Source organism: Hymenobacter nivis (genome assembly GCF_006439025.1).
In the GTDB taxonomy this organism is placed as follows: Bacteria; Bacteroidota; Bacteroidia; order Cytophagales; family Hymenobacteraceae; genus Hymenobacter; species Hymenobacter nivis_A.
In genome coordinates this window covers 472,941-495,701 of record NZ_RCYZ01000003.1, presented here as the reverse complement: position 1 = coordinate 495,701, position 22,761 = coordinate 472,941, and the positions used below count along the sequence as shown (strand labels likewise).

Sequence of the window (22,761 nt, the reverse complement as noted above, 5' to 3'; positions counted from 1 at the left end):
GGTTGCCCAACGCCATGTACAAAGGAGCTTCGCCTATTCTCCGCGCTATTTTTTTGGGAGTAGTGTGGCTCGGGGCTTGCACCACAGGTGGAAAGACAGCTCAGCCAAAGCCTAAAATTGCCCTCAATTTGCTGCCCTGCGCGGCCGGTACGGCGGGCTACCTGGAACGGCTCAACGGGGCGTTTACCAGCAAAGCCCTCGAAATAAATGCGCTTGCAGCCCATGAAGCGGATACTTCACTAGCCGTAGCCGTGGTGCCCAGAGCACCCCTGGATTCTATATTAATTAACGAGGCCAATCGGACGCGAAGGCACGCGCTGGAGCAACTCTGCGACAAGTGCAGCGCTTCGGCGCTGCTCCAGCAAGATTCTTTGCAGTTTATCGAAATATATGGCCGCGGCTACTGCCATTCCTATACGCTCTACGTCTTGAATAGCAAGAACCAAGGAATTGGTTATCAAAGGATTTGCGCACAACCAATATGTCGATTTCTTGCGAAATACCCAGCTAACAGTCTGCTGACTATTCGTAAGGGCAAATACTTTGATGGGTACGGCGTGCTTTATGTGAGGAGCCGGTACGTGAATAAGACGTTCACCACGGAAGATATTTCGTTTCTCAGGACCGGGGCAATAGAAGCGGAGTTGCTGAAATAGTGGACAAATAGAATTTGCCAATGGCCGCCCTCCCGCCAACAACGGCCAACTAACAACCTCCAACTAAGCCCCGGCGGCCTACTTTTGCCCCACTTATGGCCCGTCCGCACCCTTACGCTTTTGCCCACGTGCTCGTGCCCCAGCTGGCCGGCCGCCGGCCCGCCGCCGTGCGCCGCGAGCTGGCCGACCCCGCCCTGGCCCGCGAGCTGCTGCTTTACATGTGGGAGAAGGCCGCTGAGGGCCTGCCGCCTGCCGAGCACGTGCCCGCCCGCGGCCTGCGCCTCACCTGGCACGAGGTAGCCGGCCGCGCCGTGGCCCTGCTGCACTTGCCCGCCCCCCAGGCCAGCACCGAAGCCCACTTTGGGGCCCTGGTGTACGAAAACGACGCGGACGACTACCCTGACGAAAAGGACGACAATGAGGGCGACGAGGGCGACGGCCCGGCCGCCGGTTCCGGGGCCCCCGCCCCCGAAGCCCTCGATGCCGCGCGCCCCCGCTACTTCCTGCTCGAAGCCACCTTGGGCCGCAGCTCCGACGAGGCCGGCACGCCCACCGCCGTGGGTGAATGGCGCGGCGAGCACTACCGCCAGCTCGGCCGGGGCCCCGCCGCGGGCCGGCCCGACACGGCCCCCAATTTCCTGAAGGCCCTGGCCCAGGTGCTGGGCCCGCTGCCCGGCGCCGGCGTGCCCTACATGCGCATCGCCCGCTGATGGCCGGGCCGCTGACGGGCTGGTTGGAAGCGGCCCTGCTCACGCGCCCGCCGCGGCTGCTGCACCGCCTGCTGCCGGGGGCCGAGTGGCACGCCCCCGCCGCGGGCCCCAGCGGCCGCCCGCGCCTCTACCTCACCTTCGACGATGGCCCCATTCCGGAGGAAACGCCTTGGGTGCTAGCGCAATTGGCAGAGTATGACGCCAAAGGCACGTTCTTTTGCGTGGGCGACAACCTGGCCCGCTACCCCGAAATTGCCCGCGCCGCCTTGGCCGCCGGCCACCGCCTCGGCAACCACACCCAGCACCACCGCAGCGCCTGGCAAACCCCCCGCACCGAGTACTTAGCCGGCGTAGCCCAGTGCCAGCAGATACTGCGCAGCTTAGGGATTGACGCGCCGAGTGGGGCTGCCTTGGCATCAACGGCTGGCGGCCAACCACCAGCCAATCAGGCCAAACCGTTGTTCCGGCCGCCCTACGGCCGCCTCACATGGCCGCTGCTGCGGGCGCTGCGGCCCGAGTTTCGGGTGGTGCTGTGGTCGGTGCTCACCCGCGACTACGACCCCCAGCTGGCCCCCGCCGAGTGCCTGCGCCTGACGCTGGCCGCCGCCCGCCCCGGCGACATTCTCGTGTTTCACGACAGCCGCAAGGCCAGCGCCCGCCTCCGCCACGTGCTGCCAAACGTGCTGAGGTACTTTGCCCGGCGCGGCTACGAATTCGCGGCATTGTAGCCCGTTCTTTGGGCGTGATGACGACCTTTTTGCTGCTGTACTGCTTGCTGTGGCTGCTGGTGCTGGCCGGCTCGGCGGGGGCCCTGGCCACCCGGCGCGGGGCCCCCGCGCCGGGGCCCCTGCCCGTGCCGCTGCCCCGCGTCAGCATCTTGCTGGCCGCCCGCAACGAGGCCGCGGCCCTGCCGCGCTGCCTGGCCAGCCTGCGCGCCCTGCGCTACCCGCCCGAATTGTTGGAAATCCTGCTCGGCGACGACGGCAGCACCGACGGCACCGCCGCCGTGGCCGAAGCCGCCATGTGGGGCTTTGCCGGGCATTTTGAAGTTGTGCCCATTGCCGACGCCTTGGGCACGGCCCGCGGCAAGGCCAACGTGCTGGCCCACCTGGCCCGCCGCGCCACCACCGATTACTTCTTCGTCACCGACGCCGACATCCACCTGCCGCCCACGTGGATCACCGCGTTGCTGGCCCACGCCGCGCCCGGGGTGGGCACCGTCACGGGCATTACCGCCGTGCGGGGGCCCCGGCTGTTCGACCGCCTCCAGGGCCTCGACTGGCTGCTCTCGCTGGGCCTCATCCAGGTGGTGAGCGCCGGCGGCCGGCCCGTCACGGCGATGGGCAACAACATGCTCGTGACGCGCGCCGCCTACCAGGCCACCGGCGGCTACGAAGCCCTGCCGTTCTCCGTCACCGAAGATTACGCTTTGTTCCGGGCCGTGCTGGCGCGGGGCTACGGCTTCCGCCACGTGTTCAGCGCCGAGGCCCGCGCCGATTCGCTGCCCATGCCCAGCTGGCGGGCCTTGCTGCGGCAGCGCCACCGCTGGCTGCGCGGCGTGCAGGCCCTGCCGCTGCGCCTGCGCCTAGAGCTGCTGGTGTACAGTAGCTTCTGGCCGGCGCTGGGGGCCCTGGTGTGGGCCGGAGCCCCGGGCCTGGCGCTGGCGCTGGGGGGCGGGCGCGTGGCCGTGCAAGGGGCCCTGGCGGCCGTGTGCTACCGCCGCGCCGGCCTGCGCCTGCGCCCCTGGCTGCTGCCGCTCTTCGAGGGCTACACGCTGGCCCTCACCCTGGGCATGGGCTACGTGCGCCTCTTCGGAGGGGCCGTGGTATGGAAGGGGCGCCGCTACGATTAGGGCCCCCGGCGCAAACGACTACTTTTCCACGTTGTAGCGCCGCACGTACGCCCGGGTTTCCCGGCCCGACTCCTTCAAATCGGTATCCTTCCAGGGCCCCGTGGAGCTGGCCGATTTCTGGAGCATCGAGCACGTTTCGTCTTTGTCGGACACCGACCAAGTGATCCAGCTCAGGCCCTTGGCTTCCATCCAGTCGATGTAGGCTTGCCAGGCCGCTGGGTTCAGGGGCCCGTCGCCGGAGGCCTCCATTCCCGCCGATTCGGAGATGAACACCGGCAGGCCGCTGGCCAAGGCCGCGTCCGTGCGGTCGCGCAGCGCCTTGCCGTGCGTGGCGGCGTAGAAGTGCATGGTGTACATCAGGTTTTTCTGGCCCCGGATGGGGTCGGCGGCGGGCAGGTTGATGTCCTGGTCCCAGTGCGGGCAGCCCACGAGGATGACGTTGTTGGGGTCGTTGGCCCGAATTACCCGGATGATTTCCTCGGCGTAGGCCTTCACCTCGGGCCAGGTTTCCTGGTCGGGCTCGTTGAAGACCTCGTAAATAACGTTGGGCGTCTTGGCGTAGGTTTTCGATACCTCGCCGAAGAATTCCTTAGCCTCGGCCAGGTTGATGTTGTGGCTGTGCCAGTCGATGATGACGTAGATGCCGGCCTTGATGGCCCCGTCCACCACGGCCTTCACCTTGGCCTTCGAAAACGCCGGATCCTTCGTGTAGCACCGCTCGCCCACCTCAATGCCCATCGCCGCCCGCACCACGTTGCAGTGGAAATCCTGCGCCAGCCACCCCACCGCCGCCTCGTTGTAGAAGCGCGGCCACAGGCTGTGCCAGCCGAAGCTAACGCCCCGCAGCGCAATTTTTTCGCCCTTTTGGTCCACCAGCTGGGTGCCCTCCACCCGCAGGGCCCCGTGCCGCTGCACAAAGCTGGCGGGCCGCGCAGTCGGAGTTATAGTTAAGTGATTGCTGGGTAAATGGTTGGGCGCTTCAAGCCGAGCGGGTGGCTGGGCCGCGGCGGGCAGCAGCAGGGCCGCGGCCGCGGCCAATAGTAGGGTTTTTCGGGGGTTGAGCATGGCAATGGCAAGCGCTGCCGTTGGCGGCAGCGGCTCAATTTAGGGCCCCGGGGCTGGACGCGCCACCGTTCGCTAGCCCGCGCGCACCCAGCGCCCAGCAATTGCTGAAAATGTATTACTGAGCGCTATGGGCCATTTATCACCTGTTCGCATCGGCCCAAAGCAAAACGATCATGCTGGGCCCAGCATGATCGTTCTTATCCGAATAACTTGTTTGGTGGGGCCCCGCGCAGCGTAGCGGCCGGGGGCAGGCAGCCACGCGCTCTGGCCGCTGCATTATTGGCCGGGTCTTGCGTAATGCGCTGCTGGTCCGTGCCTAAAGTCAGGCTTTGGGCACCAGTACCAACTCAATGTCCAGCAAATCGGTGGCTTCGGTGGGGCGCACAATGGGCTGGGGGTTGATACGGATTTTCTGGGAGTCGAATTTGCCTTCCTGCACCAGGAGGCGGTTGGTTTCGACGAGCTTGGCGCGGCTGAAGTCGTCGCCGGTGCGCAGCGGCAGCCGTTTCAGCAGCGCCGCTTGGGCGGAGGCGTCGAGGCCGCCGGTGATGTACACGCGGCGCAGCTTGGCCGGGTGGCCCTCAGTTACATTAAAAGCCAGGTCCACGGTGCCGTCGGCTTGGCGCGTGGCCACGGGCATTACCTGGAAGAACAGGTAGCCGTGGTCCATGTACAGCGAGGAAACGTCGTTGCCAGATGGGTTGTAGTTCAGGTGCTTTTCCACCGTTAGCGAGTCGTACGCGTCGCCGGGCCGCAGCCCCAGCGCCGCGTTCAGCCGGTCGGCGGGCACCGCCGCGTTGCCCCGCCAGGTAATGCGGCCGATGCGCGGGGCCCCCGGTGCCGCGGCCAAGGTGCGGGCGCTGGGGGCCCCGGGCGTGGGGTGGCTGGGGGCCGGCGCGGCCCAGGCCGTGGCAGCCCAGGCGAAAGCTGCCACGGGCAGCACGGCGAGAAAACGTAGTTTTTGCATGGGCGTAGCGGGGGGTTGGGTGAGCATTTGGATGCGGAGAAAAAGCTGTTTGGGCGCGGCGAAGGCGTGCACCAAAGCGAAGGGCGGCTGCTGGGCCGCGAGCTTGATAAGCAGCTCGCCGTAGCGCACGGGGCCGGCCGGGGTGCGCGCCACGGCCGCGTCGGCCAGGTACTCGTGCACCGCCTTCAGCTGCCGGCCGAAGTAGGGCACCGCGCCGTGGAACCAGAACACCACGCCCAGGGCCTCCACCAGCAGCAAATCGAGCGTGTGGCGCTGGCGTACATGCACCTGCTCGTGGCGCAGCAGCTGGTCGCGCTCGGCGGCGCTCAGCGCCTCGTGCAGCGGTGATAGAAACACGTAGCGCCCGAAGGAAAAGGCCGGCAGGCCGGGCGGGGGCAGGTGCACCACCGTGCAGCCCGCCAGCGGGGTGCGCGGGTGCTGCCGGGCCAGCCGCCGCAGGGCCCCCAGGTTGCGTGCAGCCGCTACTAGCCGGCGCAGGGCCCCCAGCCCGTACACAATCGCCAGGGCCCCCAGCGCCAGCGCGGCCCAATTGGGCCCGGGCGTTCCGGCCGTTGCGCCGGCCGCGGCGGCCGCCACCGGGGCCCCCGGCGGCCAGTGCAGCGCAAAGGGCAGCGCCCCCGCCGGGCCCCCTGCGGCGTGGGGCAGCAGCGCCGCCAGCCCCGGCCGCGCCGCCAGCGGCAGCAGCGCCCCGGCCGCCAGGGCCCCCAGCAGGTAGGCGCGGTTCCAGGCGAAGGCGGGGAGGTGGGCCAGCAGCAGGCGGTAGGCCAGGGCCAGCACGGCCAGGCAAAAGCTGGCCCCGGCCAAATACCACAGGCCGTTAGCGAGCATCGCCGGTGGGGTTTTCGGAGTCGTGGAGCAAGTCGAGGAGCTGCTGCTTTTCGCGCTGGCTCAGGGTTTCCTCCACCATGAACGATACCAGGGCCGTGGGCGAGTCGTCGAAGTACTGACTGAGCATGCGTTTGAGGCTGGCCGCGCGGTACTCCATCTTGCTCACCAGCGGGAAGTATTCGTAGGTTTTGCCGTAGGCCTTAAAGCCCGCGTAGCCCTTGCGCCCCAAAATGCGCACCACCGATGATACGGTGTTGTAGGGCGGCTTGGGCTCGTCGGGCAAGTGCTCGATGACGTCCTTTACAAACGCCTTCTTCAGCTTCCACAGCACCTGCATGATACGCTCCTCGGTTTTGGTGAGTTCTTCCATGCCCAAATGTATAACTGGTGTTTCAGTTTGACAACTTATTTTTACGTTATAAAACGTATCAATGCGTTTGTGCCAATTTGGGAGAGCTTGGGAATGCGTTTTGTGCGTTGATTGTGAAGCCAGTACCCCGCGCCGAAGGCTAACTTGGGTTGCGTGGCTGCTGGGGCCCCCGGGCAACTGGTTTGGCCCGCCCGCCCCGGGGGCCCGACCTTTGCCCGCGCTATGCACCTTACCGATTCGCACGCCCACCTCTACTCCGAGCAGTTCGGGCCCGACCGCCTCGCTGCCCTGCGCCGCGCCCAAGACGCGGGCGTGGGCACCATCGTGATGCCCAACATCGACCACAGCAGCATCGACGGCATGCTGGCCCTGGAGGCCGAGGCCCCCGAAACCTGCTTCGCCATGATGGGCCTGCACCCGTGCTCCGTCACGCGCGGCTTCGAGCAGCAGCTCTACGAAGTGGAGGAGTGGCTGGGCCGCCGCCCCTTCGCCGCCGTGGGCGAGGCCGGCCTCGATTTGTACTGGGACAAAACCCTGCTCGCCGAGCAGCAGGAGGCCCTGAAGATTCAGCTGAACCTGGCTAAAAAGCACAACTTGCCCATTGTGCTGCACACCCGCGAGGCCTTCGCCGAAACCATGGCCCTGGTGGAAGCCGCCCAGGACGGCACCCTGCGCGGGGTGTTCCACTGCTTCTCGGGCACGCCCGCCGAGGCGGCGCAGGCCATCGGGCTGGGCTTTATGCTGGGCATTGGCGGGGTGGCCACCTTTAAGAACGGCGGGGCCGACAAGTTCCTGCCCGGCATCGGCCTGGAGCACCTGCTGCTCGAAACCGACTGCCCCTACCTGGCCCCCGTGCCCTACCGGGGCAAGCGCAACGAGCCCGCCTACCTGCCCCTGGTGCTGCACCGCGTGGCTGCCCTGCTGGGCCAGTCGCCCGAGGCCGTGGCCGAAGCCACCACCCGCAACGCCGCCGCGCTGTTCAACCTGTAGCGCGGGCGCTGCGAGTCCGCGCTACATGCTGGCGGACTCTGCTGCAACGCAAAGCGGGCGGCCCCCGGGTGGAGGCCGCCCGCGGCGGTTAGGAGTCAGAAGAAAAGCTAGGCGGCCTGGGCCATCTTGGCGCGGCGCTCCAGCTGCTGAAACAGGGTGTCGATGCGTTCGGCCTGGGCGTTCACGCGGTCGAGGCCGGCGCGGGCTTCCTCAATTTGGCCGCGCTTGTACTGGGCGGCCAGGTCGCGGCCGGTGCTGAGCATTTGCTGGAGCACTTGCTCGATTTCGCGCACTTCGGGGTGGGTCCCGTACTTGGGGCGCACCACCGCGTCGAGCCACTGCCCAAGTGGGTTGAGGGGGCGGGCAAACAGCGCCTCGTCGGCTTCGCGCACCCCGTAGAGCACCGAGCGCAGGCGCGATTTAAACAGCACCTGCTTAATCCTGGCTTGCTGAAAATCCAGGTTGGTTAATTCCATGTGGGAGGGGCAGGGCAGGGTGGATGAACAAAGTTAGCGCCGGCGGCGGCTGCAAACAGCGGACCAAAGCGGCAAATGGGCCCCGGCTACGCATTTTTTTCGAGGGCCTGGCGGGCCAGAACCAGGTCGGTGACTTCAAACGCAAACACGGCAATGCCGTCGCGCTCCCCGGCCTCGATGAACGGCTGGTAGGTGAAGGTGAAGTAGCCGGTGCGGGCCGGGGCCCCCGCCGCGGCGGGCATCGGCACGGGCATTTCCTGGCCGTGGAAAGGTTGGCCGGTGGCCAGCACGTCGTCGAGGATTTGCGCGAAGCCGCTGGCGGCCACCTCGGGCAGCGCCTCGGCCAGGGGGCGGCCCAGCAGCTCGAGGCCGGGGAACAGGCTCTGGTAACGGGGGTTGACGAACTCGTAGCGGTACTCGGGGCCCCGCAGGATGCAGATGGGCGCCGGGGCCTGCATAAACAGGTTGTAGTAGGCCGAGCGCTGCTGCTGGGCCAGCTCGGCGCTCTGGTAGGCCTGGTCGGAAAGGCTGGCCTGCAACTCGTTGTTGGCCAGTAGCTCGGCCACCATTTCGCGCTGCTCGTTGATGTCGACGGCCGTGCCCACCCACATGCTGATGCGGCCGTCGGCCTCGCGGCGCGGGGCGGCCCGGATGAGCAGCCAACGGAACTGGCCGTCGTGGCGGCGCAGGCGGTACTCGAGCTGGAATTCCTGGCCCGTGGCCAGGGCGTGGGCCCAGCCGGCGGCCAGGGCGGTGCGGTCGTCGGGGTGGGCGCGCTCGCCCCAGTTGCTGGCCACGAGGGCGGCCGCGGTTTCGCCGGTAAACTCCAGCCAGCGGGGATTGAAGTAGTCGGGCGTGCCGTCGGGGCGGTTGGTCCACACCATTACCGGTAGGCTTTCGAGGATGAAGCGCGTGCGGCGGTTCATTTCGTCGAGGGCGCGCTGAGTTTCGGCGGCCAGCAGGGCGGCCCGGTGCGCCTCCGTCACGTTCTGGGTGCGTTGGAGGATGTACTCCAGCTGGCCGTCGTCGTCCAGGATGGGGTAGTGCGTGGCCTGCCAATATGACTCCTCAAAGCCGCCGCCCTGCGCCGCGGGCCGCTCCAGGTCGTAGCGGATGAGGGGCATGACGTCGGGCTGCAAGGTGCGGCGCACGTTCTCGTGCGACTGAAAAATCTTGTCGCCCTCGTTCTGGTCCACCGACGGGTAGGCGTCGAATAAAGACTGGCCCACGGCCTCGGCGCGCGGCTTCATCCCCACGGCCACGTGCCCGTCGGTGTTGTCGACGATGGTGGCGTCGGGGCGCATCAGCAAAAAGTTTTCGGGCAGCTTGCGGAACAAAGCCTGGTAATCGACGGGCAAAGCAGGAGCGGGCATACGCAACAAAGAATCAAAAAATAGTGCTACTTCAGGGCGTTTAGGGCGCTGCGTAGTACTTATGTACGTTAAAAATATAAAAAAATTACGAAGCTTTGGCGGCGCTGAGCCCAAGGTTTTCCAAAGTCCGGCGGGCCGTTACCAATTCGGTCACGTTGTAGGAAAACGAGGTGGCGCCGGCCACGCGGCCGTCCTCGAAGAAGGGTTGGTAAGTGTAGTCGATGTAGATATCGCGGGCGGGCTGGGCCGCAGTGGCCGGCAGCTGCAAGAGCACTTCCCGGGCCGAAAACGGCTGGCCCGTGCGGTACACCTCGGCCAGGGGCGTGAGGTAGCCCTGGGCCACCAGCCCGGGGAAGGCCTCGGCCACGGTGCGGCCCACCACGTTCACCTGCCCCATGGCCATAAGGAACCGGCGGTTGACGAACTCGTAGCGGTAATCGCTGCCGCGCACTACCGCCACGGCCAGCGGCGCATCCATGAACACCTGAAACAGGGTTTCGCGCTGCTGCTGCACCTGCTCGGCGGTGGTGTAGGCCTGGTCGGCCAGGGTGGCCTGGGTTTCGTTGGCTTCGAGCAGCTCGGCCACCATCAGCTTCTGCTGGTGGATATCGGCGTTGGCGCCCACCCACATTTGCACGTCGCCGCTGGGGCCCCGGCGGGGCACGGCCATGGCCTGGAACCAGCGGTACTGGCCGTCGTGGCGGCGCACGCGGTACTCACCCTGGAAGGGCTCGCCGGTGGCCAGGGCCTGCTGCCACAGCGCGTAGGTGCGGGGCAGGTCGTCGGGGTGCAGGTCCTGGGCCCAGCCGTTGCCCAGGGTGTCGGCCAGCGTGCGGCCGGTAAAGTCGGTCCAGCGGCTGTTGAAGAAGTCGGCCTGGCCGGCGGGCGTGGTGGTCCACACCTGCAAGGGCAGGCTTTCGAGGATGAATTGGGTGCGGGTGCGGGTTTCGTCGAGGGCGCGCTGGGTGTCGGCGGCCTGGGCGGCGGCGCGGGTGGCGGCCGTCACGTCGGTGGCCCGCTGCAAGATGTGCAGCAGCGTTCCATCGGGGCCCAGGATGGGGTAGTGCGTCACTTCCCAGTACAACTCCTGGGTGCCGCCGCCCTGCGCGGCCGGCAGGTCCAGGTCGTAGCGCAGCAGGGGCATGGTGTCGGGCTGCAAGGTGTGACGCACGCGGTCCTGCGACTCGTTCAGGGTGCGCTGGCTTTCGGGGGCCGAGGGGTAAGCGGCGAAGATGTTGCGGCCCACCACGGTGGCGCGCGGTTGCAGCGAGGCCTGCTGGTGCAGATCGGAGTTGTCGCGCACGGTGCCGTCGGGGGCCAGCAGCAGGTACGAGTCGGGCAGGTGGTGGAACAGGTACTGGTAGTCGGCGGCGAGGTCGGCGGCGGCGGGCATGGGCAGCGGGCAGAATAATTTCTCCCCGCTACGCAAACCGGGCGGTACGGGTTGGGGGCCCCGCGCCCGCGCTTCGTCGGGCCCATTCGGCGCTTCGGAAACGGGCAGTTGGGGGGCCCCCGGCGGCCGGGCACTTTTGGGCCAGCAACCTGCCCTCCGCCTCCTGGCCCATGAAATACCTGCTCCTCGCCGCCCTGCTGCTGGGCCCCGCCGCCCGCCCCGCCCGGGCCCAAACCCCGGCCCCATCACCGATTCACTCACGCACGCATTCACTCAGCGGCACCGTGCGCGACGCTGCCGGCCAGCCCTTGCCCGGCGCCAACGTGTTCCTGAAAACGACCTTCGACGGGGCCAGCACCGACTCGCTGGGGCGCTTTAGCTTCGGCACCAACCACGCCGCCGGGGCCCTGGTGCTGGCGGTGCGGCTCATCGGCTTCGAGCCCGCGGAGGTACCCGTGGTGCTGGGCGGGGGCCCCGTGGCCGTGCCCGGTATTGTGCTGAAGGCCAGCCGCGCCCAGCTCGGCGACGTGGTGGTGACGGCCGGTGCCTTCGAGGCCAGCGACGCCAAGCGCGGCACCGCCCTCACGGCCCTCGACGTGCTGACCACCGCCGGGGCCCTGGGCGACATCACCGGGGCCCTGAACGCGCTGCCCGGCACCACGCGGGTGGGGGAGGAGGGGAAATTGTTCGTGCGCGGCGGGGCGGCCTCCGAAACCAAGCAGTACCTCGACGGCCTGCCCGTGCAGAGCCCCTACGCCGGGGCCGTGCCCAACCTGCCGGCCCGGGGCCGGTTCTCGCCGCTGCTCTTCAAAGGCCTGGTGTTCAGCACCGGTGGCTACTCGGCCGAGTACGGCCAGGCCCTGAGCGCGGTGGTGGCCCTGAACAGCACCGACCTGGCCCCCGAAACCCAAACCGGCGTGTCGCTGATGAGCGTGGGCGGCGGCCTCTCGCACGTGCACCGCTGGGCACGCACCTCCCTGGCCGCCAGCGCCGACTACACCAACCTGGGGCCCTACTTTCGCCTCGTGCCCCAGGGCCAGGCGCAGGCCTACGAAACCCGCGGCGGCTCGGTGCGGCTGGTGCAGCAAGTGGGCCGCTACGGCCTGTTGAAAGTCTACGGCACCTTCGCCCGGCAAACCGTGGCCGCCCTTCAGCCCGACCCCGCCCCCGAATACGCCGCCCAGGGCCGCGCCGTGGCCCTGGCCAACACCAACGACTACCTCAACGCCACCTTCCGGGCCCCGCTGCGCCGCGGCTGGAGCCTGAACTCCGGCCTGGCCCTCACGCGCGACGACAACGACGTGCGCCCCGGGGCCCTGGCCGTGCGCGACGTGGAGCAGTCGGCCGTGGCCCGCCTCGTGCTCACCAACGACTCGGCCAGCACCTGGTTCAACCTGAAAGTGGGCGCCGAGGGCCTGGCCCAGCGCTACCGCCAAACCTACCGGCCCGACACCGCCGCTGCCGGAGCCGCCGGGGCCCTGCGCACCGGCTTCGACGAGCAGCGCGTGGCCGCCTTCGCCGAAAGCGAGCTGGTGCTGAGCCACCGCCTGGCCGGCCGCGCCGGGGCCCGCGCCGAGTACTCGGCCCTGCTCGGGCGCGCCAACGCCGCCCCGCGCCTGGCCCTGGCCTACCGGCTGGGGCCCCACGGCCAGCTGGCCGCCGCCTGGGGCTACTTCTACCAAACGCCCACCAACGACCTGCTCCGCTTCACGCACAATTTGGGCTTTGAGCGCGCCCAGCACCTGCAGCTCAGCTACGAGCGCAGCGCCGCCGGCCGCACGCTGCGGGGCGAAGTGTACCAGAAAAGCTACGCCCAGCTGGTGACCTACGACCCAGCCAACTTTATGGCCGCCAGCGCCTACCGAAACGGCGGCCAGGGCTACGCCCGGGGCTTCGACGCGTTTTGGCGCGACCGCACCAGCGTGCCCCGCCTCGACTACTGGGTGAGCTACGGCTACCTCGCCACCGTGCGCCAGTACCGCGCCGACCCCGTGCCGGCCGTGCCCACCTTCGCCGCCCGCCACGCCCTGAGCCTGGTGGCCAAGTACTGGGTGCCGCGGCTGCACACGCAGTTCGGGGCCACCGCCGCCTACAACAGCCCCCGCGCCTACTTCGACCCCAACCGGCCCGGCTACAACCAGGCCCGCACCCCCAGCTACCAGGACCTGAGCCTGAGCGCCAGCTACCTCACCCACATCCTGGGCCAGTACACCATCGTGAACGTGTCGGCCAGCAACGTGCTGGGCCGCGCCAACACCTACGGCTACCGCTACGCCGCCGCCCCCGACGCCAGCGGCCAGTACCAGGGCGTGGCCCTGGCCCCCTCGGCCCCGCGCATGCTGTTCATAGGCGTGTTCATCTCCATTAATAAGAAGGCGCCTGGGAATACCGAGGTGGCCCCGGAATGAGTGGGGATGGCAGCGAGCAACGCTTACGTAAATTGTTCCTGCCCGCTCCACTTCGTAACCTACAGCCCAACGGCTGGTAGGATGAAGGCGCTGGCGACGCAGTCGGCATCGGGGGCCGCGGGCCAGGATTGGCCGCCCTGTCTACGGGTCACCGATTGGGTGGCGGGTTGTAAGTTTAGCGACATGAAGTACCTGCTGCTCCTCGCTACTTTATTGCTGGTGGCTTGCAATGCTGATGCGCCCGCCACGGGCACCGCCCTGCGCTCGGCCGATACCGACCGCTCTTCGGCCTACGATACGCTGCACGTAGCCGGCGGCGGGGTGCTCCACCTGAAGCCCATCACGGAGGCGGCTTTCCGGCGCGTGCCGGAAGATACCTTGTACAAGGCAGACTACGAAGCAACTCTCACGGCCGATACGGGGCGGGTGCGCCGCCAGGATGCCACCTTGATTTTGCAGCCCGCCCAGGGCCCGGCCGTTACGTTTCGCAACACCCAGGAACAGGTTGAGCTGCCCGGTGGGCAAGGCTCCTACAACCTGGGTACCGGCACCTATTCCTACTGCGGGCCGCTGCCCGGCACCCACCAGTGGCTGGTAGCGGCGAATGAGCTTCACCGCTCGCGCTTCGGCTTCAGCGAGCTTCATCACTCGTATCACTGCCTCGTCGACCAGCGCACCGGGCAGCGCACCAACCTGGTGGGTTTCCCGGTCGTGTCGCCCGATAGCCGCTATCTGCTCTGCGCCGCCAGCGGCTTGTACGAAGACCAGGGCCTGGAAGGCCCCGCTGGCCTGCAACTCGTTCAACTAGGCCCCGGCGCCCCGCGCCCGTGCTGGCTGCGCAACCCGCAGCACTGGGGCCCGGATGGCCCCCGCTGGGCGGGCCCGCGCACCGTGGTGCTGGCGCAGGCCCGCCTGCTGCCCGATGGCTACGACGCCCCGTATACCTACGTCGAACTGATGCTGCCGTAGGCGGGCTGCCGGCCGACCAGGGCCCGGCTCGGCTACTTGCGCGGCCCCGCCTGGTAAGGGCGCGGCCGGCCCGCCGGTCCTGACAGCATACGTTGCACCAAGGGCCGGCTGGGTGGCCCGGCGGCACACGAGGCAGGCGAACGCCTGCGCCTCGCCGCTGCTGAGGTCGCTGCCCAGCCCGAGCGGCCAGCTCCGCCGTGACGCTTGGGGCCCCGTGGATGCTGTTCGTGGGCAGGGGACAGGGAAGTGCTCAAGTCGGCGTAGCGCTTAAATTAGGTGTTGGACGCACTCGGTGTCGTGGGTGAACCGCTTGGCGCGGTAGAGGCGCTCCACGCGGGCGTCGAGCGTGCGGTGGGCAGTGCGGGTACTAAGCACGGCCTGGGCAGCGGCTACCGTCTGGCGGGCCTCTTTGTTCTGCGGCGTGGGCCAGGGGAAACTGTTGTAGACGATGTTCTTGGAATAAGGCGGTGGGTTGTGGCGGGGCCTGGCCTTTCCCCGGAGTAGTCTTTTTTCATGGCCCGCCGCCAAACCCCCGGGGCCCTAATCCGCCGGTTCATCCGCCCCAACCGACGCTTGGGCAACAGAAAGTTTGGGGCCCCCAGCCGGGCCGCCACCTTTGAATCATCAACGCACCCAACCACCTTTTCACCCCCAACCCCCGCCATGAAAAAGTCGCTCTTCACCCTCGCCCTCGCTGCTTTTGCCCTTGCCGCCACCGCCCAAACCAAGCCCGGGGCCCCCGCCAAACCCGCCGCTGCGGCCGCCGCGCCCGCCGGCTACGCCGAGGGCATGGCCCAGGCCATTGCCGAAATCACGCGCACCGGCGACCCGGCCGTGCTGCAAGCCGGGGCGGCCAAGATGGAGCGCGCCGCCGCTGCGGCCCCCACCGATTGGCTGCCCCGCTACTACCAGGCCTACGCTTTGGCCATCAGCACGTTTGGCAGCCAGGACAACGCCACGGCCAAGGATAACACCCTCGACCAAGCCGAGAAGGCCATCGGCCAGGCCCGCCAGCTGAAGGGCGACGAATCGGAGCTGCTCGCGCTGCAGGCCTACGTGTACCAGGCCCGGCTGATGGTGGCCCCCATGGAGCGCGGCCAGCAGTACTCGGAGCTGGCCGGCGATGCCGTGGCCCAAGCCGAAGCCCTGAACCCCGCCAACCCCCGCCCGTACCTGATTGCGGCTAACAACCTGTACCACATGCCCTCCGAGTACGGCGGGGGCGCCGCCGCGGCCCGCCCGCTGTTCGAAGCCGCCCAGGCCAAGTTTGCGGCCTTTAAGCCCGCCAGCGCCCTGGCGCCCACCTGGGGCCAGTACCAAGTAACGGCCCGCCTGAAGGAGTACGGCGCCCCCGCCCAGGCCAGCAGGTAGCGGCCGGGGCCCCCAGGGGCCCCCGCTCGTCGCGCCCACTTTGCCCCCTTCGCCGCTAGTTTTATGGCCCCTTCCCTCGTTGCCCCGCCCGCCGTGCCTTCGCCTCCGCCGCCCGCCCCGCCTTACGCCAATACCGCCCCGCCCGGCACGCCCTGGGTGGCCACGGTAGCGCGCTCCAACGTGCGGGCCTTTGGGCGGGTGCTGGGCTGGATTGCGCTGGCCTGCGCGGGCACCGCCTTCCTGTACGCGCCGCCGCCCTGGCGCGACCCGCTGGGCTACGCCGTGTCGTGCGGCATCGGCTTTTGCTACGCGGCGGGGCTGTGGTTTGCCAACGCCTACACCGCCGACCTGCTGAACCTGCGCTCCGGCTGGAGCGCGCGGCCCGTGCGCCGGCTGCTGTTCACGGTGGGCTTGTCGCTGCTGGCCTCGCTGCTGGTAATTGTGCTGGTCGGCGAGCTCTCGGCGGTGCTGCTGTTTCACCGGCCGCTGGGCTACACCCTGGGCCACCATTTCTTCGAGAACTCGGCTTTCCCGCTGCTCACCACGGTGGTTATCTCGCTCTTCATGCACTCGCGCTCCTTCCTGCTGGCCTGGCGCGAGGCCACCGTGCGGGCCGAGCGGCTCGAAAAGGAATCGGCCGTGGCGCGGCTCGATTCGCTGCGCCGGCAGGTCGATCCGCACTTCCTCTTCAATTCCCTCAACGCCCTCACCGGCCTCGTGGAGGAGGCCGACCCTGCCCGCGCCGTGCGCTTCATCCGGCAGCTCAGCAGCGTGTACCGCTACGTGCTCGATAGCCAAAGCCAGGAGCTGGTGCCGCTGGCCGAGGAGCTGGCCTTCGCTGAAGCCTACGTATTCCTGCAAAAAAACCGCCTCGACGAAGCCCTGCAAGTGGAGCTAGACGTGCCGCCCGCCGGGGCCCTGGCCGGCTTGTTTCTGCCGCCGCTGGCCCTGCAATTGCTGCTCGAAAACGCCCTCAAGCACAACACCGCCTACCAGGCCGACCCCCTGCGCCTGCGCGTGGCCGTGGACGCGGCCGCCGCCGCCCTCACCGTGCGCAACACCCTGCGCCCCCGCCGCTTGGCCCCCGGCGAAACCTCGGGCCGGGGCCTCGAAAACCTGCGCGCCCGCTACGCCTTCCTCACCGACCGGCCCGTGGCGGCGGGCCCCGTGGGCGCCGAGTTTGTCGTAACCTTGCCGCTGCTGGCGTTGTAGGCGAAGGGCCTGCGGCGGGCGCTGGCAGGGGCCCTACCACGTGAAAAAGAGTACATCTGCGCTGCTGCTGCTGGCCACCGCGCTGGCCGCGGGCTTGCTTTGGCTACTGACCAGCCGGGCCGCCACCCCCGATGCCTACCCCGCGGTGGCCGGGGCCCTGCGCCAGGCCCGGCCCGCCGACGTGGAAAGCATCACCTGCTACCCCCTGCTGCCCGACCGGCGCGGGCGGCCGGCCCGGCCGTTTCAGCTGCGCACGGCCGCCACCATTGCCCCGCTGCTGCGGGCACTGCGGCAGCTGCGGCCCGTGGCGGTTAGCCAACCGGCCTTCAGCCCGCTGGTAGAAACCACGGTGATGGTGCGCCTGCGGCCGGCGCTGGCCGATGCCTGGCACCTGCACAGCGGCACCGTCATCTGGCGGCTGGCCCGGGCCGCCGAGGGCGACGTGGCGCTGCGGGCGTTCAGCCCGGTTGTGTGCCAGAGCCCCGCGCTCAACCGGCAAGTGCGGCAGCTGCGCGACAGCGTAGACGCCCAGCGCAGCCCCTAGCCGGCCGCTATTCTTTTTAAAATCGGCCGCCGTGGCGAGCTTGCGCCCCAGTTGCCCCGAACGGCCCCCGGCTCTGCGCCGCCACTCATTCACCCCCAAGCCCATTCCATGCTCCGCGCCCTACTCGTTGAGGACGAGCCGCTGGCCGCCCGCCGCCTGGCCGCCCTGCTCCACAAGCTGCCCGAGCCGTTCGAGATTCTGGGCCCCGCCGAGTCGGTGGCGCAAGCCGTGTCCCTGCTGCAAGCCGGCCCCGCGCCCGACGTGCTCTTCCTCGACATTCACCTGGCCGACGGCCTCAGCTTCGAGCTGTTCGAGCAGGTGGCGGTGCCGTGCCCGGTCATCTTCACCACCGCCTACGACCAGTACGCCCTGCGCGCCTTTAAGGTGAACAGCGTGGATTACCTGCTCAAGCCCATTGACGAGGAGGAGCTGCGCGGCGCCGTGGCCAAGCTGCGCCAGCGCCTGGCCCCGCCCGCCGCCGGGGCCCCCGCGCCCGCCGCCGCCCCGCTGCTCGACGCCGCCGCCCTGGCCCAGCTGGTGCAGCAGCTGCGCCAGCCCGCGCCCGCGGCCAGCTACAAAGCGCAGTTTGTGGTGCGGGTGGGCGAGCACCTCAAGGTGGTGCCCGTCGAGCAGGTGGCGTACTTTTTCAGCCTCGAAAAAGCTACCTTCCTCCAAACCACCGAGGGCCGCAAGTACGTGGTTGACTACACGATGGAGCAGCTCGAAGCCCTGCTCGACCCCGCCCGGTTCTTCCGCCTCAACCGCGCCTACCTGGCCCAGCAAGCCGCCATCCACGACATCGTGCACTACACCAACTCGCGCCTGCAAACCGTGCTGAAGCCCGCCGCCCCCGACGCCCAGGTACTCGTGAGCCGCGAGAAAGTGACCCTCTTCAAAAGCTGGCTGGACCGGTAGCGTGGCCAGGGCCCTAACCCTACCAGCGGGGATGAATTAGGCTAGCAAATGGGGCCGCGGACTTAGCCTTCGAGCCAGGTTTTGAGGGCCCCGGCGCGCTCCTTGCTCACCACAATCTCGCCGGTGGGGGCGGGGTGCAGGTCCACCAGCAGCTTGCCGCCGAAGTGGGGCACCAGCCGGCGCACGGCCGGCAGCTGGGCGATGAGCTGGCGGTTGAGGCGGCAAAACTGGGCCGGGTCGAGCAAGGCCTCGAGCTGCTCGAGGGTGTAGTCGACCACGAAGCGGCGGCCGTCGTGGGTGGCCAGCGTGGTGGTGTCGTGGCGGCTCTGGCACCAGGCCACGTCGGCGGTGGGCAGGGGCAGCAGGGTTTCGCCCTGGCGCACCAGAAACCGCGTTTTGTGGGGCCGCTGGGGGCGGGGCAGGGCGTCGAGCAGGCGCTCGATGTTGAACGAGGCCGGGGCCCCAGCGGCGGCGGCGGGCCCCGCGGGCAGCTTGGCCAGGGCCGCTTGCAGCTCGGCCAGCTTCAGGGGCTTGAGCAGGTAATCGATGCCGTTGGCCCGGAAGGCCTGCAGGGCGTACTGGTCGTAGGCGGTGGTGAAGATGACCGGGCTGCGCACCAGGGCCTGGGCAAACACGTCGAGGCTGAGGCCATCGGCCAGCTGGATGTCGCTGAGGATGAGGCCGGGCGCGGGGTGGGCCCCCAGCCAGGCCAGGGCCCCGGCCACGGTATCGAGCACGGCCAGCACCTGGGCCCCGGGCGCGGCCTGGGCCAGCAGCCGCTGCAGGCGCTCGGCAGCGGGGTATTCGTCTTCGAGGATGAGCACGGTGAGCATGGGCACGGCAATACTACCCGGGCAGGCCGCCCGCCCGGTGCAGGCCAAAGTACCACGTCCAGGCCAGAAACAGCAGCTGGAGCGGCACCCGAAACCAGAGGTAGGCGGGGCCCGGCCCGGTGCGGGTGCCGCGCTGGTAGTCGAGGTGCTTGAAGGCCGAAATGACGTTGGCCGGAAAAATAGCCACGAAGAACACCAGCAGGCACGCCGCCGCCAGTGGCCGCCACGCGGGCACCAGCAGCCCGAGGCCGCCCGCTACTTCGAGCGCGCCCGTGCCGTACACCCAGGCCGCCTTGGCGGGCAGCCAGGCGGGCAGCATCTGGGCCATGCCCCGCGCGTAGGGCACGTGGGCAATGCCCGTGAATACCAGCATGGTGGCCATGGCCACGTTGCCCGCCCACGCATAATCGACGTGGCCCAGCCACAGCCGCGTGCCCCCCAGCGCCAGCCCAAACGCAACGACCAATACCAGCAGTGGCTTCATAACAGAAAACGAAAAGTGGGGCCCCGGCCCGCCGCCCGGCAAAGATGCCGCCGCCCGCGCACTTGCCACTGCCCGCTGGCCGCCCGGCAACGGCACAGCCCCGGCGGGGCAGCCCCGCGCTGCTGCGTGCAGCCGGGCCGCCCCACCGGGGCTGTGCGCTTCAATGCCAGCAAGATAGGGCCCTGGGGGCCCTGCTGCGGCTTACTTTAGCTTGATGCCTTGCGCGGCCATCTGCTTTTCGGCTTCGGCGTGGTTGGCCAGGTACTGCTTGTGCTGCTCCTCGGTGCGCTCGTGGCCCAGGCTGCGCAGGTGCTCGCGCAGCTTGTTTTCGGGCCAGTCGGCCCCGTAGGAGGGGGTGCCGGGCTGCTGCCGCCACGATTCGCGCAGGGTGCCGTCGTCCACAGCGTCGAAGCCCATCTCCTCTACCAGGTCCATCACCTTGCGCTTGGCGGCCTCGTCGTCGCTGGCTACGGGCAGGGCAATGCGGCCGGGCGTGCCCACGGGGGTGCCTTTTTTCTCGAGGTGGTCGGCGTAGATGTTGTTGAACACCTTCACCACCGGGCGGCCCAGGTGCTGCTGCACCCACTCGCTCTCGGTGAGGGGGCCGGTTTCCAGCTCGCGCAGGTGGCCGTCGCGCAGCATGGGGTAGTAGTTGCTGGTGTCAATGACCGGCACATCGGCCGGCACGCCCGCAAACAGGTTTTTGTCGAGGTCGGGGATGTTGATCAGCGGGATGGTGACCACGATGATTTCGCCGTGCTGGGCCGCCTCGCGGGCCGTGGCGGCGGTAGCGCCGGTTTTCTGGGCCACGTCGCCCAGGGTTTCGGGGCCCCGCGAGTTGGCAATCAGCACCGAGTGGCCGAGGCTGACGAGCCGCACGGCCAGGGCGCTGCCGATGTGGCCGGCGCCAATGATTCCAATTTTCATAGTAAGAAAAGCTTAATGAACAAGTTGTGGGCGGCAGCGCGCTGCCGCGTGTAGCAAGACCGGCCGGCCGGCGGAATTGTTTGTCCCGCTGCCCCGTGCCCCGCCCGGGGCCCCTGCGCGGCGCGGGCCCCCGGGCGGGGCACGGGGCGGCGCACTTTTAAATCAGGACGGACCCAAACGGCTGTCAATCAGCCCCACCGAAACGCGGCGGCAGCAGTGGCTGCCGCTGAGTTGCCCCGCCGGGGCAGGCCGTTGTACTTGCCGCGCCCGCCCGGTTTCTTCTTCACTTTCACAGCCTCACGCCCCCACCCCTTCCCCCAGCAGGGGCAGCGTGACGGCAAACGTGCGGGCATCCTGCACGATTTCGACCGGGTTGGGGGCCCCCAGCAGGGCGTAGCGGCGGCGCACGTTGGCCAGGCCCAGGCCGGTGCCGGGGGCCAGGCCGGCGGGGCGGGGCTGCCAGGTGTTTTCTACGCGCAGGGCCCCGGCGGCGGCATCTACTACCAGGTGCAGGTGCAGGGGGCGGGCCCGCGAGGCCTCGTTGTGCTTCAGCGCGTTCTCTACCAATAGCTGCACGCTGAGCGGGGCCACGCGGCGGGCCAGGGCCCCGGGCGGCACGTCGTAGCGCACCTGCACGTTGTCGCGGAAGCGCACCTTTTGCAGGGCCACGTAGGTGCGCACGAAGGCCAGCTCCTCGGCCAGGGGCACGGTGGGGCGGTCGCGGCTCAGCAGCACGTAGCGGTACACGTCGGCCAGGCCCTCGAGGTACTGCTGGGCGGGGGCGTTGGCGGGCTCGATGAGGGCGGCGAGCGTGTTGAGGGAGTTGAACAAAAAGTGCGGGTCGAGCTGCTGGGCCAGGGCGTCGAGCTGGGCCTGGGTTTGGGCCTGGGCCAGCTGGTCGGCGCGGCGCCCGGTGGCCTCCCACTGCTGGAAGGTGTGGCGGCTTTCGTAAATGAGTTGCCCAACCAGCGTGGGCACCAAGTTGATGGCCGCGATGAGCAGCAGCGCCTGCGGCGAGGCGTTCACGCCCGGCCCCGCCCAGGCCAGGCCCAGCGTGAGGGCCACCGTGGCCGCGCAGGTGTAGGCCGCGCTGCCCAGCCCCAGGTACCACAGCCGCCGGCGCGTTTGGGCCACGTGCGGGTAGCGCCGCTGCAGCTGCCGCCAAATTTCGCGGTTGCCCAGGCCCAGCACCAGCGTGTACAGCAGCGAGCAGCCCCAGGTGACGCCAAAGTGCGCCGCCGATTGAAACGCCCACTTGCCGCTGCCCAGCGTCATCACCAGGCTGATGAGCACCAGCCCCACCAGCACCAGGCGGCGGTCACGAAGCGGGGGGAAAGCGGGCAACGGCATGGGCACGGGCTAGCGCTTGGGCAGCGCCGCCGCAAAGGTGCGCACCGCCCGCTGGGCCGCCGCGGGCTGCTCCGTCAGCGAATTGTGGCGGCCGGGCAGCACCACCACTTGCTGGTGCGGAAACCGGAACGTGCGGTAGTGCCGGGGCCCCGCGGTGTAGTCGTCGTGCCCAGCCAGCACCAGCACGGGCATGGCCAGGGCCGCCGTAGCGGGCGCGTAGTCCTGCCCGTACTCCGAGAAGTCGAACACGTGGGCTGCAAAATCCTGGTTGCCGGGCACCTGGCGCGCCACGCGGCCGGCGCGGGCCGCCGTGGTATCGGCGGCGTATTGCAGCTGGTACATAATGCCTTGCTGACCCAGGGCCTGCATCGCCAGGCCCAATTGCTGGGGCAGTGGCGCACCCGCCGGCAGTGCGGGCCGGGCCGCGGCGGGCAGCAGGCTGTCGCCGTAGTGCACCATGCTGGCCAGCGAGGCCGAGGGGTTCAGCACGGCATTGGCCAGGATGAGGGCCTGCACCCGGGCCGGGTAGCGCTGGGCGTAGGCCGTGGCAATGACGCCCCCGAAGGAGTGCGCCAGCAGTACCCACTGCCGGAGGCCCAGCCGAATGCGCAGCTCCTCCAGGTCCTGTACCTGGCGGGCCAGGCGGTAATCGTGGCCGGGGGCGCTGGCCGAGCGGCCGCTGCCGCGCTGGTCGAGGTAAATCAGTTGCAGCGAGCTTTCCAAGGCCCGGCCGGCCAACTGCTCGAAGGCGTAGCTGCCCGCGCCGGGGCCCCCGGCCACAAACACGCACGGTACGCCCCGGCCCGCCACCTTCACAAACAGCCGCACCGAATCGGAGGTGCGGAAGGCCAGCTCGCCGCTGGGCAGCGCCGGGGCCCCGGCGCGGGGGGCGCGGGATTTCTGCGCCGCGGCTGGCGCGCTGGCCAGCCCGATTAGGACGAGGACGAAGGCAAAAATTTGAACGAGCGGGCGGCGGTGAAAGCGGTGCATTGGGGGAGGAAAAGAAAACAGACTACAAATAGAATGGCCTGCGCCCAGGTGCCGTGG

23 protein-coding genes are annotated in these 22,761 nt (G+C 69.0%); 11 read left to right on the top strand and 12 right to left on the bottom strand.

All coding sequences use genetic code 11. From position 1 onward, the window contains the following. Window positions 1-14: 14 nt before the first annotated feature. From EAH73_RS09965 to EAH73_RS09950, 4 genes are all read left to right on the top strand, one after another. Window positions 15-656, top strand: coding sequence for a hypothetical protein (locus EAH73_RS09965; protein WP_140466337.1), 642 nt, complete (start codon window positions 15-17; stop codon window positions 654-656). Window positions 657-751: 95 nt separating this feature from the next. After that, on the top strand, window positions 752-1,366 hold the full coding sequence (locus tag EAH73_RS09960; RefSeq protein WP_140466336.1) for a hypothetical protein: 615 nt from the start codon (window positions 752-754) through the stop codon (window positions 1,364-1,366). Continuing rightward, window positions 1,366-2,094 (top strand): polysaccharide deacetylase family protein, encoded by a 729-nt coding sequence (locus tag EAH73_RS09955; RefSeq protein WP_140466335.1) that lies wholly within the window; start codon window positions 1,366-1,368, stop codon window positions 2,092-2,094. The genes EAH73_RS09960 and EAH73_RS09955 overlap by 1 nt, the downstream gene beginning before the upstream one ends. A 17-nt stretch (window positions 2,095-2,111) precedes the next feature. Next, a complete protein-coding gene (locus tag EAH73_RS09950) occupies window positions 2,112-3,218 on the top strand; it encodes a glycosyltransferase (RefSeq protein WP_140466334.1) in 1,107 nt (368 codons plus the stop codon). Between the two features lie 18 nt (window positions 3,219-3,236). Here EAH73_RS09950 and EAH73_RS09945 read toward each other — a convergent pair whose 3' ends face one another. The 3 genes from EAH73_RS09945 to EAH73_RS09935 form a co-directional block, all read right to left on the bottom strand. Next, on the bottom strand, window positions 3,237-4,283 hold the full coding sequence (locus tag EAH73_RS09945; RefSeq protein WP_140466333.1) for a glycoside hydrolase family 5 protein: 1,047 nt from the start codon (window positions 4,281-4,283) through the stop codon (window positions 3,237-3,239). A gap of 322 nt (window positions 4,284-4,605) precedes the next feature. Next, window positions 4,606-6,099, bottom strand: a complete 1,494-nt coding sequence (locus EAH73_RS09940) for a POTRA domain-containing protein (RefSeq protein WP_140466332.1) — start codon at window positions 6,097-6,099, stop codon at window positions 4,606-4,608. Beyond that, the gene (locus EAH73_RS09935; protein ID WP_140466331.1) at window positions 6,089-6,469 is read right to left on the bottom strand and encodes a BlaI/MecI/CopY family transcriptional regulator; all 381 of its coding nucleotides are present in this window, start codon (window positions 6,467-6,469) and stop codon (window positions 6,089-6,091) included. The genes EAH73_RS09940 and EAH73_RS09935 overlap by 11 nt, the downstream gene beginning before the upstream one ends. Before the next feature lie 222 nt (window positions 6,470-6,691). Between EAH73_RS09935 and EAH73_RS09930 the strand changes: the two genes are divergently transcribed. Continuing rightward, window positions 6,692-7,459, top strand: coding sequence for a TatD family hydrolase (locus EAH73_RS09930; RefSeq protein ID WP_140466330.1), 768 nt, complete (start codon window positions 6,692-6,694; stop codon window positions 7,457-7,459). 107 nt (window positions 7,460-7,566) lie between these two features. Here EAH73_RS09930 and EAH73_RS09925 read toward each other — a convergent pair whose 3' ends face one another. The 3 genes from EAH73_RS09925 to EAH73_RS09915 all read right to left on the bottom strand — a co-directional run bounded on the left by EAH73_RS09925 (window position 7,567) and on the right by EAH73_RS09915 (window position 10,701). Continuing rightward, complete coding sequence (locus EAH73_RS09925; protein WP_140466329.1) at window positions 7,567-7,935, bottom strand: hypothetical protein; 369 nt, start codon at window positions 7,933-7,935, stop codon at window positions 7,567-7,569. Between the two features lie 86 nt (window positions 7,936-8,021). After that, a complete protein-coding gene (locus EAH73_RS09920; RefSeq protein WP_140466328.1) occupies window positions 8,022-9,308 on the bottom strand; it encodes a PAS domain-containing protein in 1,287 nt (428 codons plus the stop codon). 85 nt (window positions 9,309-9,393) lie between these two features. Then, on the bottom strand, window positions 9,394-10,701 hold the full coding sequence (locus EAH73_RS09915) for a PAS domain-containing protein (RefSeq protein ID WP_140466327.1): 1,308 nt from the start codon (window positions 10,699-10,701) through the stop codon (window positions 9,394-9,396). A 170-nt stretch (window positions 10,702-10,871) separates the two neighbouring features. On the opposite strand from EAH73_RS09915, the gene EAH73_RS09910 reads away from it, so the two are divergent. Both EAH73_RS09910 and EAH73_RS09905 read left to right on the top strand, forming a co-directional pair. Continuing rightward, the gene (locus EAH73_RS09910; RefSeq protein WP_140466326.1) at window positions 10,872-13,109 is read left to right on the top strand and encodes a TonB-dependent receptor; all 2,238 of its coding nucleotides are present in this window, start codon (window positions 10,872-10,874) and stop codon (window positions 13,107-13,109) included. A 183-nt stretch (window positions 13,110-13,292) separates the two neighbouring features. Then, on the top strand, window positions 13,293-14,078 hold the full coding sequence (locus tag EAH73_RS09905; RefSeq protein WP_140466325.1) for a hypothetical protein: 786 nt from the start codon (window positions 13,293-13,295) through the stop codon (window positions 14,076-14,078). Window positions 14,079-14,345: 267 nt separating this feature from the next. On the opposite strand, the gene EAH73_RS23975 is transcribed toward EAH73_RS09905, so the two are convergent. Then, the gene (locus EAH73_RS23975) at window positions 14,346-14,453 is read right to left on the bottom strand and encodes a type IIL restriction-modification enzyme MmeI (RefSeq protein ID WP_317129383.1); all 108 of its coding nucleotides are present in this window, start codon (window positions 14,451-14,453) and stop codon (window positions 14,346-14,348) included. A 288-nt stretch (window positions 14,454-14,741) separates the two neighbouring features. Between EAH73_RS23975 and EAH73_RS09900 the strand changes: the two genes are divergently transcribed. The 4 genes from EAH73_RS09900 to EAH73_RS09885 all read left to right on the top strand — a co-directional run bounded on the left by EAH73_RS09900 (window position 14,742) and on the right by EAH73_RS09885 (window position 18,120). Then, entirely contained in the window at window positions 14,742-15,449 is a 708-nt protein-coding gene (locus EAH73_RS09900; RefSeq protein WP_140466324.1) for a hypothetical protein, read from the top strand. 63 nt (window positions 15,450-15,512) lie between these two features. Further along, on the top strand, window positions 15,513-16,661 hold the full coding sequence (locus EAH73_RS09895; RefSeq protein WP_140466323.1) for a sensor histidine kinase: 1,149 nt from the start codon (window positions 15,513-15,515) through the stop codon (window positions 16,659-16,661). 40 nt (window positions 16,662-16,701) lie between these two features. After that, window positions 16,702-17,205, top strand: a complete 504-nt coding sequence (locus EAH73_RS09890; protein WP_140466322.1) for a hypothetical protein — start codon at window positions 16,702-16,704, stop codon at window positions 17,203-17,205. 108 nt (window positions 17,206-17,313) lie between these two features. After that, entirely contained in the window at window positions 17,314-18,120 is an 807-nt protein-coding gene (locus EAH73_RS09885; protein WP_140466321.1) for a LytR/AlgR family response regulator transcription factor, read from the top strand. A 62-nt stretch (window positions 18,121-18,182) separates the two neighbouring features. Here EAH73_RS09885 and EAH73_RS09880 read toward each other — a convergent pair whose 3' ends face one another. The 5 genes from EAH73_RS09880 to EAH73_RS09860 form a co-directional block, all read right to left on the bottom strand. After that, window positions 18,183-18,953 (bottom strand): LytR/AlgR family response regulator transcription factor, encoded by a 771-nt coding sequence (locus EAH73_RS09880; RefSeq protein ID WP_140466320.1) that lies wholly within the window; start codon window positions 18,951-18,953, stop codon window positions 18,183-18,185. A gap of 13 nt (window positions 18,954-18,966) precedes the next feature. Further along, entirely contained in the window at window positions 18,967-19,437 is a 471-nt protein-coding gene (locus tag EAH73_RS09875) for a hypothetical protein (protein WP_140466319.1), read from the bottom strand. 201 nt (window positions 19,438-19,638) lie between these two features. Further along, window positions 19,639-20,364, bottom strand: coding sequence for an NADPH-dependent F420 reductase (locus EAH73_RS09870; protein WP_140466318.1), 726 nt, complete (start codon window positions 20,362-20,364; stop codon window positions 19,639-19,641). Between the two features lie 297 nt (window positions 20,365-20,661). Next, window positions 20,662-21,714 carry a sensor histidine kinase gene (locus EAH73_RS09865; protein WP_140466317.1) on the bottom strand — a complete coding sequence of 351 codons (1,053 nt, stop codon included), beginning with the start codon at window positions 21,712-21,714 and terminating at the stop codon, window positions 20,662-20,664. Window positions 21,715-21,723: 9 nt separating this feature from the next. Further along, the gene (locus tag EAH73_RS09860) at window positions 21,724-22,704 is read right to left on the bottom strand and encodes an alpha/beta fold hydrolase (RefSeq protein ID WP_140466316.1); all 981 of its coding nucleotides are present in this window, start codon (window positions 22,702-22,704) and stop codon (window positions 21,724-21,726) included. Window positions 22,705-22,761: the final 57 nt, after the last annotated feature.

Excerpts from the sequence above, each read along its gene's own strand:
- EAH73_RS09965 (WP_140466337.1), top strand. The coding sequence starts at position 15 with ATGTACAAAGGAGCTTCGCCTATTCTCCGCGCTATTTTTTTGGGAGTA.
- EAH73_RS09960 (WP_140466336.1), top strand. The coding sequence starts at position 752 with ATGGCCCGTCCGCACCCTTACGCTTTTGCCCACGTGCTCGTGCCCCAG.
- EAH73_RS09955 (WP_140466335.1), top strand. The coding sequence starts at position 1,366 with ATGGCCGGGCCGCTGACGGGCTGGTTGGAAGCGGCCCTGCTCACGCGC.
- EAH73_RS09950 (WP_140466334.1), top strand. The coding sequence starts at position 2,112 with ATGACGACCTTTTTGCTGCTGTACTGCTTGCTGTGGCTGCTGGTGCTG.
- EAH73_RS09945 (WP_140466333.1), bottom strand. The coding sequence starts at position 4,283 with ATGCTCAACCCCCGAAAAACCCTACTATTGGCCGCGGCCGCGGCCCTG.
- EAH73_RS09940 (WP_140466332.1), bottom strand. The coding sequence starts at position 6,099 with ATGCTCGCTAACGGCCTGTGGTATTTGGCCGGGGCCAGCTTTTGCCTG.
- EAH73_RS09935 (WP_140466331.1), bottom strand. The coding sequence starts at position 6,469 with ATGGAAGAACTCACCAAAACCGAGGAGCGTATCATGCAGGTGCTGTGG.
- EAH73_RS09930 (WP_140466330.1), top strand. The coding sequence starts at position 6,692 with ATGCACCTTACCGATTCGCACGCCCACCTCTACTCCGAGCAGTTCGGG.
- EAH73_RS09925 (WP_140466329.1), bottom strand. The coding sequence starts at position 7,935 with ATGGAATTAACCAACCTGGATTTTCAGCAAGCCAGGATTAAGCAGGTG.
- EAH73_RS09920 (WP_140466328.1), bottom strand. The coding sequence starts at position 9,308 with ATGCCCGCTCCTGCTTTGCCCGTCGATTACCAGGCTTTGTTCCGCAAG.
- EAH73_RS09915 (WP_140466327.1), bottom strand. The coding sequence starts at position 10,701 with ATGCCCGCCGCCGCCGACCTCGCCGCCGACTACCAGTACCTGTTCCAC.
- EAH73_RS09910 (WP_140466326.1), top strand. The coding sequence starts at position 10,872 with ATGAAATACCTGCTCCTCGCCGCCCTGCTGCTGGGCCCCGCCGCCCGC.
- EAH73_RS09905 (WP_140466325.1), top strand. The coding sequence starts at position 13,293 with ATGAAGTACCTGCTGCTCCTCGCTACTTTATTGCTGGTGGCTTGCAAT.
- EAH73_RS09900 (WP_140466324.1), top strand. The coding sequence starts at position 14,742 with ATGAAAAAGTCGCTCTTCACCCTCGCCCTCGCTGCTTTTGCCCTTGCC.
- EAH73_RS09895 (WP_140466323.1), top strand. The coding sequence starts at position 15,513 with ATGGCCCCTTCCCTCGTTGCCCCGCCCGCCGTGCCTTCGCCTCCGCCG.
- EAH73_RS09885 (WP_140466321.1), top strand. The coding sequence starts at position 17,314 with ATGCTCCGCGCCCTACTCGTTGAGGACGAGCCGCTGGCCGCCCGCCGC.
- EAH73_RS09880 (WP_140466320.1), bottom strand. The coding sequence starts at position 18,953 with ATGCTCACCGTGCTCATCCTCGAAGACGAATACCCCGCTGCCGAGCGC.
- EAH73_RS09875 (WP_140466319.1), bottom strand. The coding sequence starts at position 19,437 with ATGAAGCCACTGCTGGTATTGGTCGTTGCGTTTGGGCTGGCGCTGGGG.
- EAH73_RS09870 (WP_140466318.1), bottom strand. The coding sequence starts at position 20,364 with ATGAAAATTGGAATCATTGGCGCCGGCCACATCGGCAGCGCCCTGGCC.
- EAH73_RS09865 (WP_140466317.1), bottom strand. The coding sequence starts at position 21,714 with ATGCCGTTGCCCGCTTTCCCCCCGCTTCGTGACCGCCGCCTGGTGCTG.
- EAH73_RS09860 (WP_140466316.1), bottom strand. The coding sequence starts at position 22,704 with ATGCACCGCTTTCACCGCCGCCCGCTCGTTCAAATTTTTGCCTTCGTC.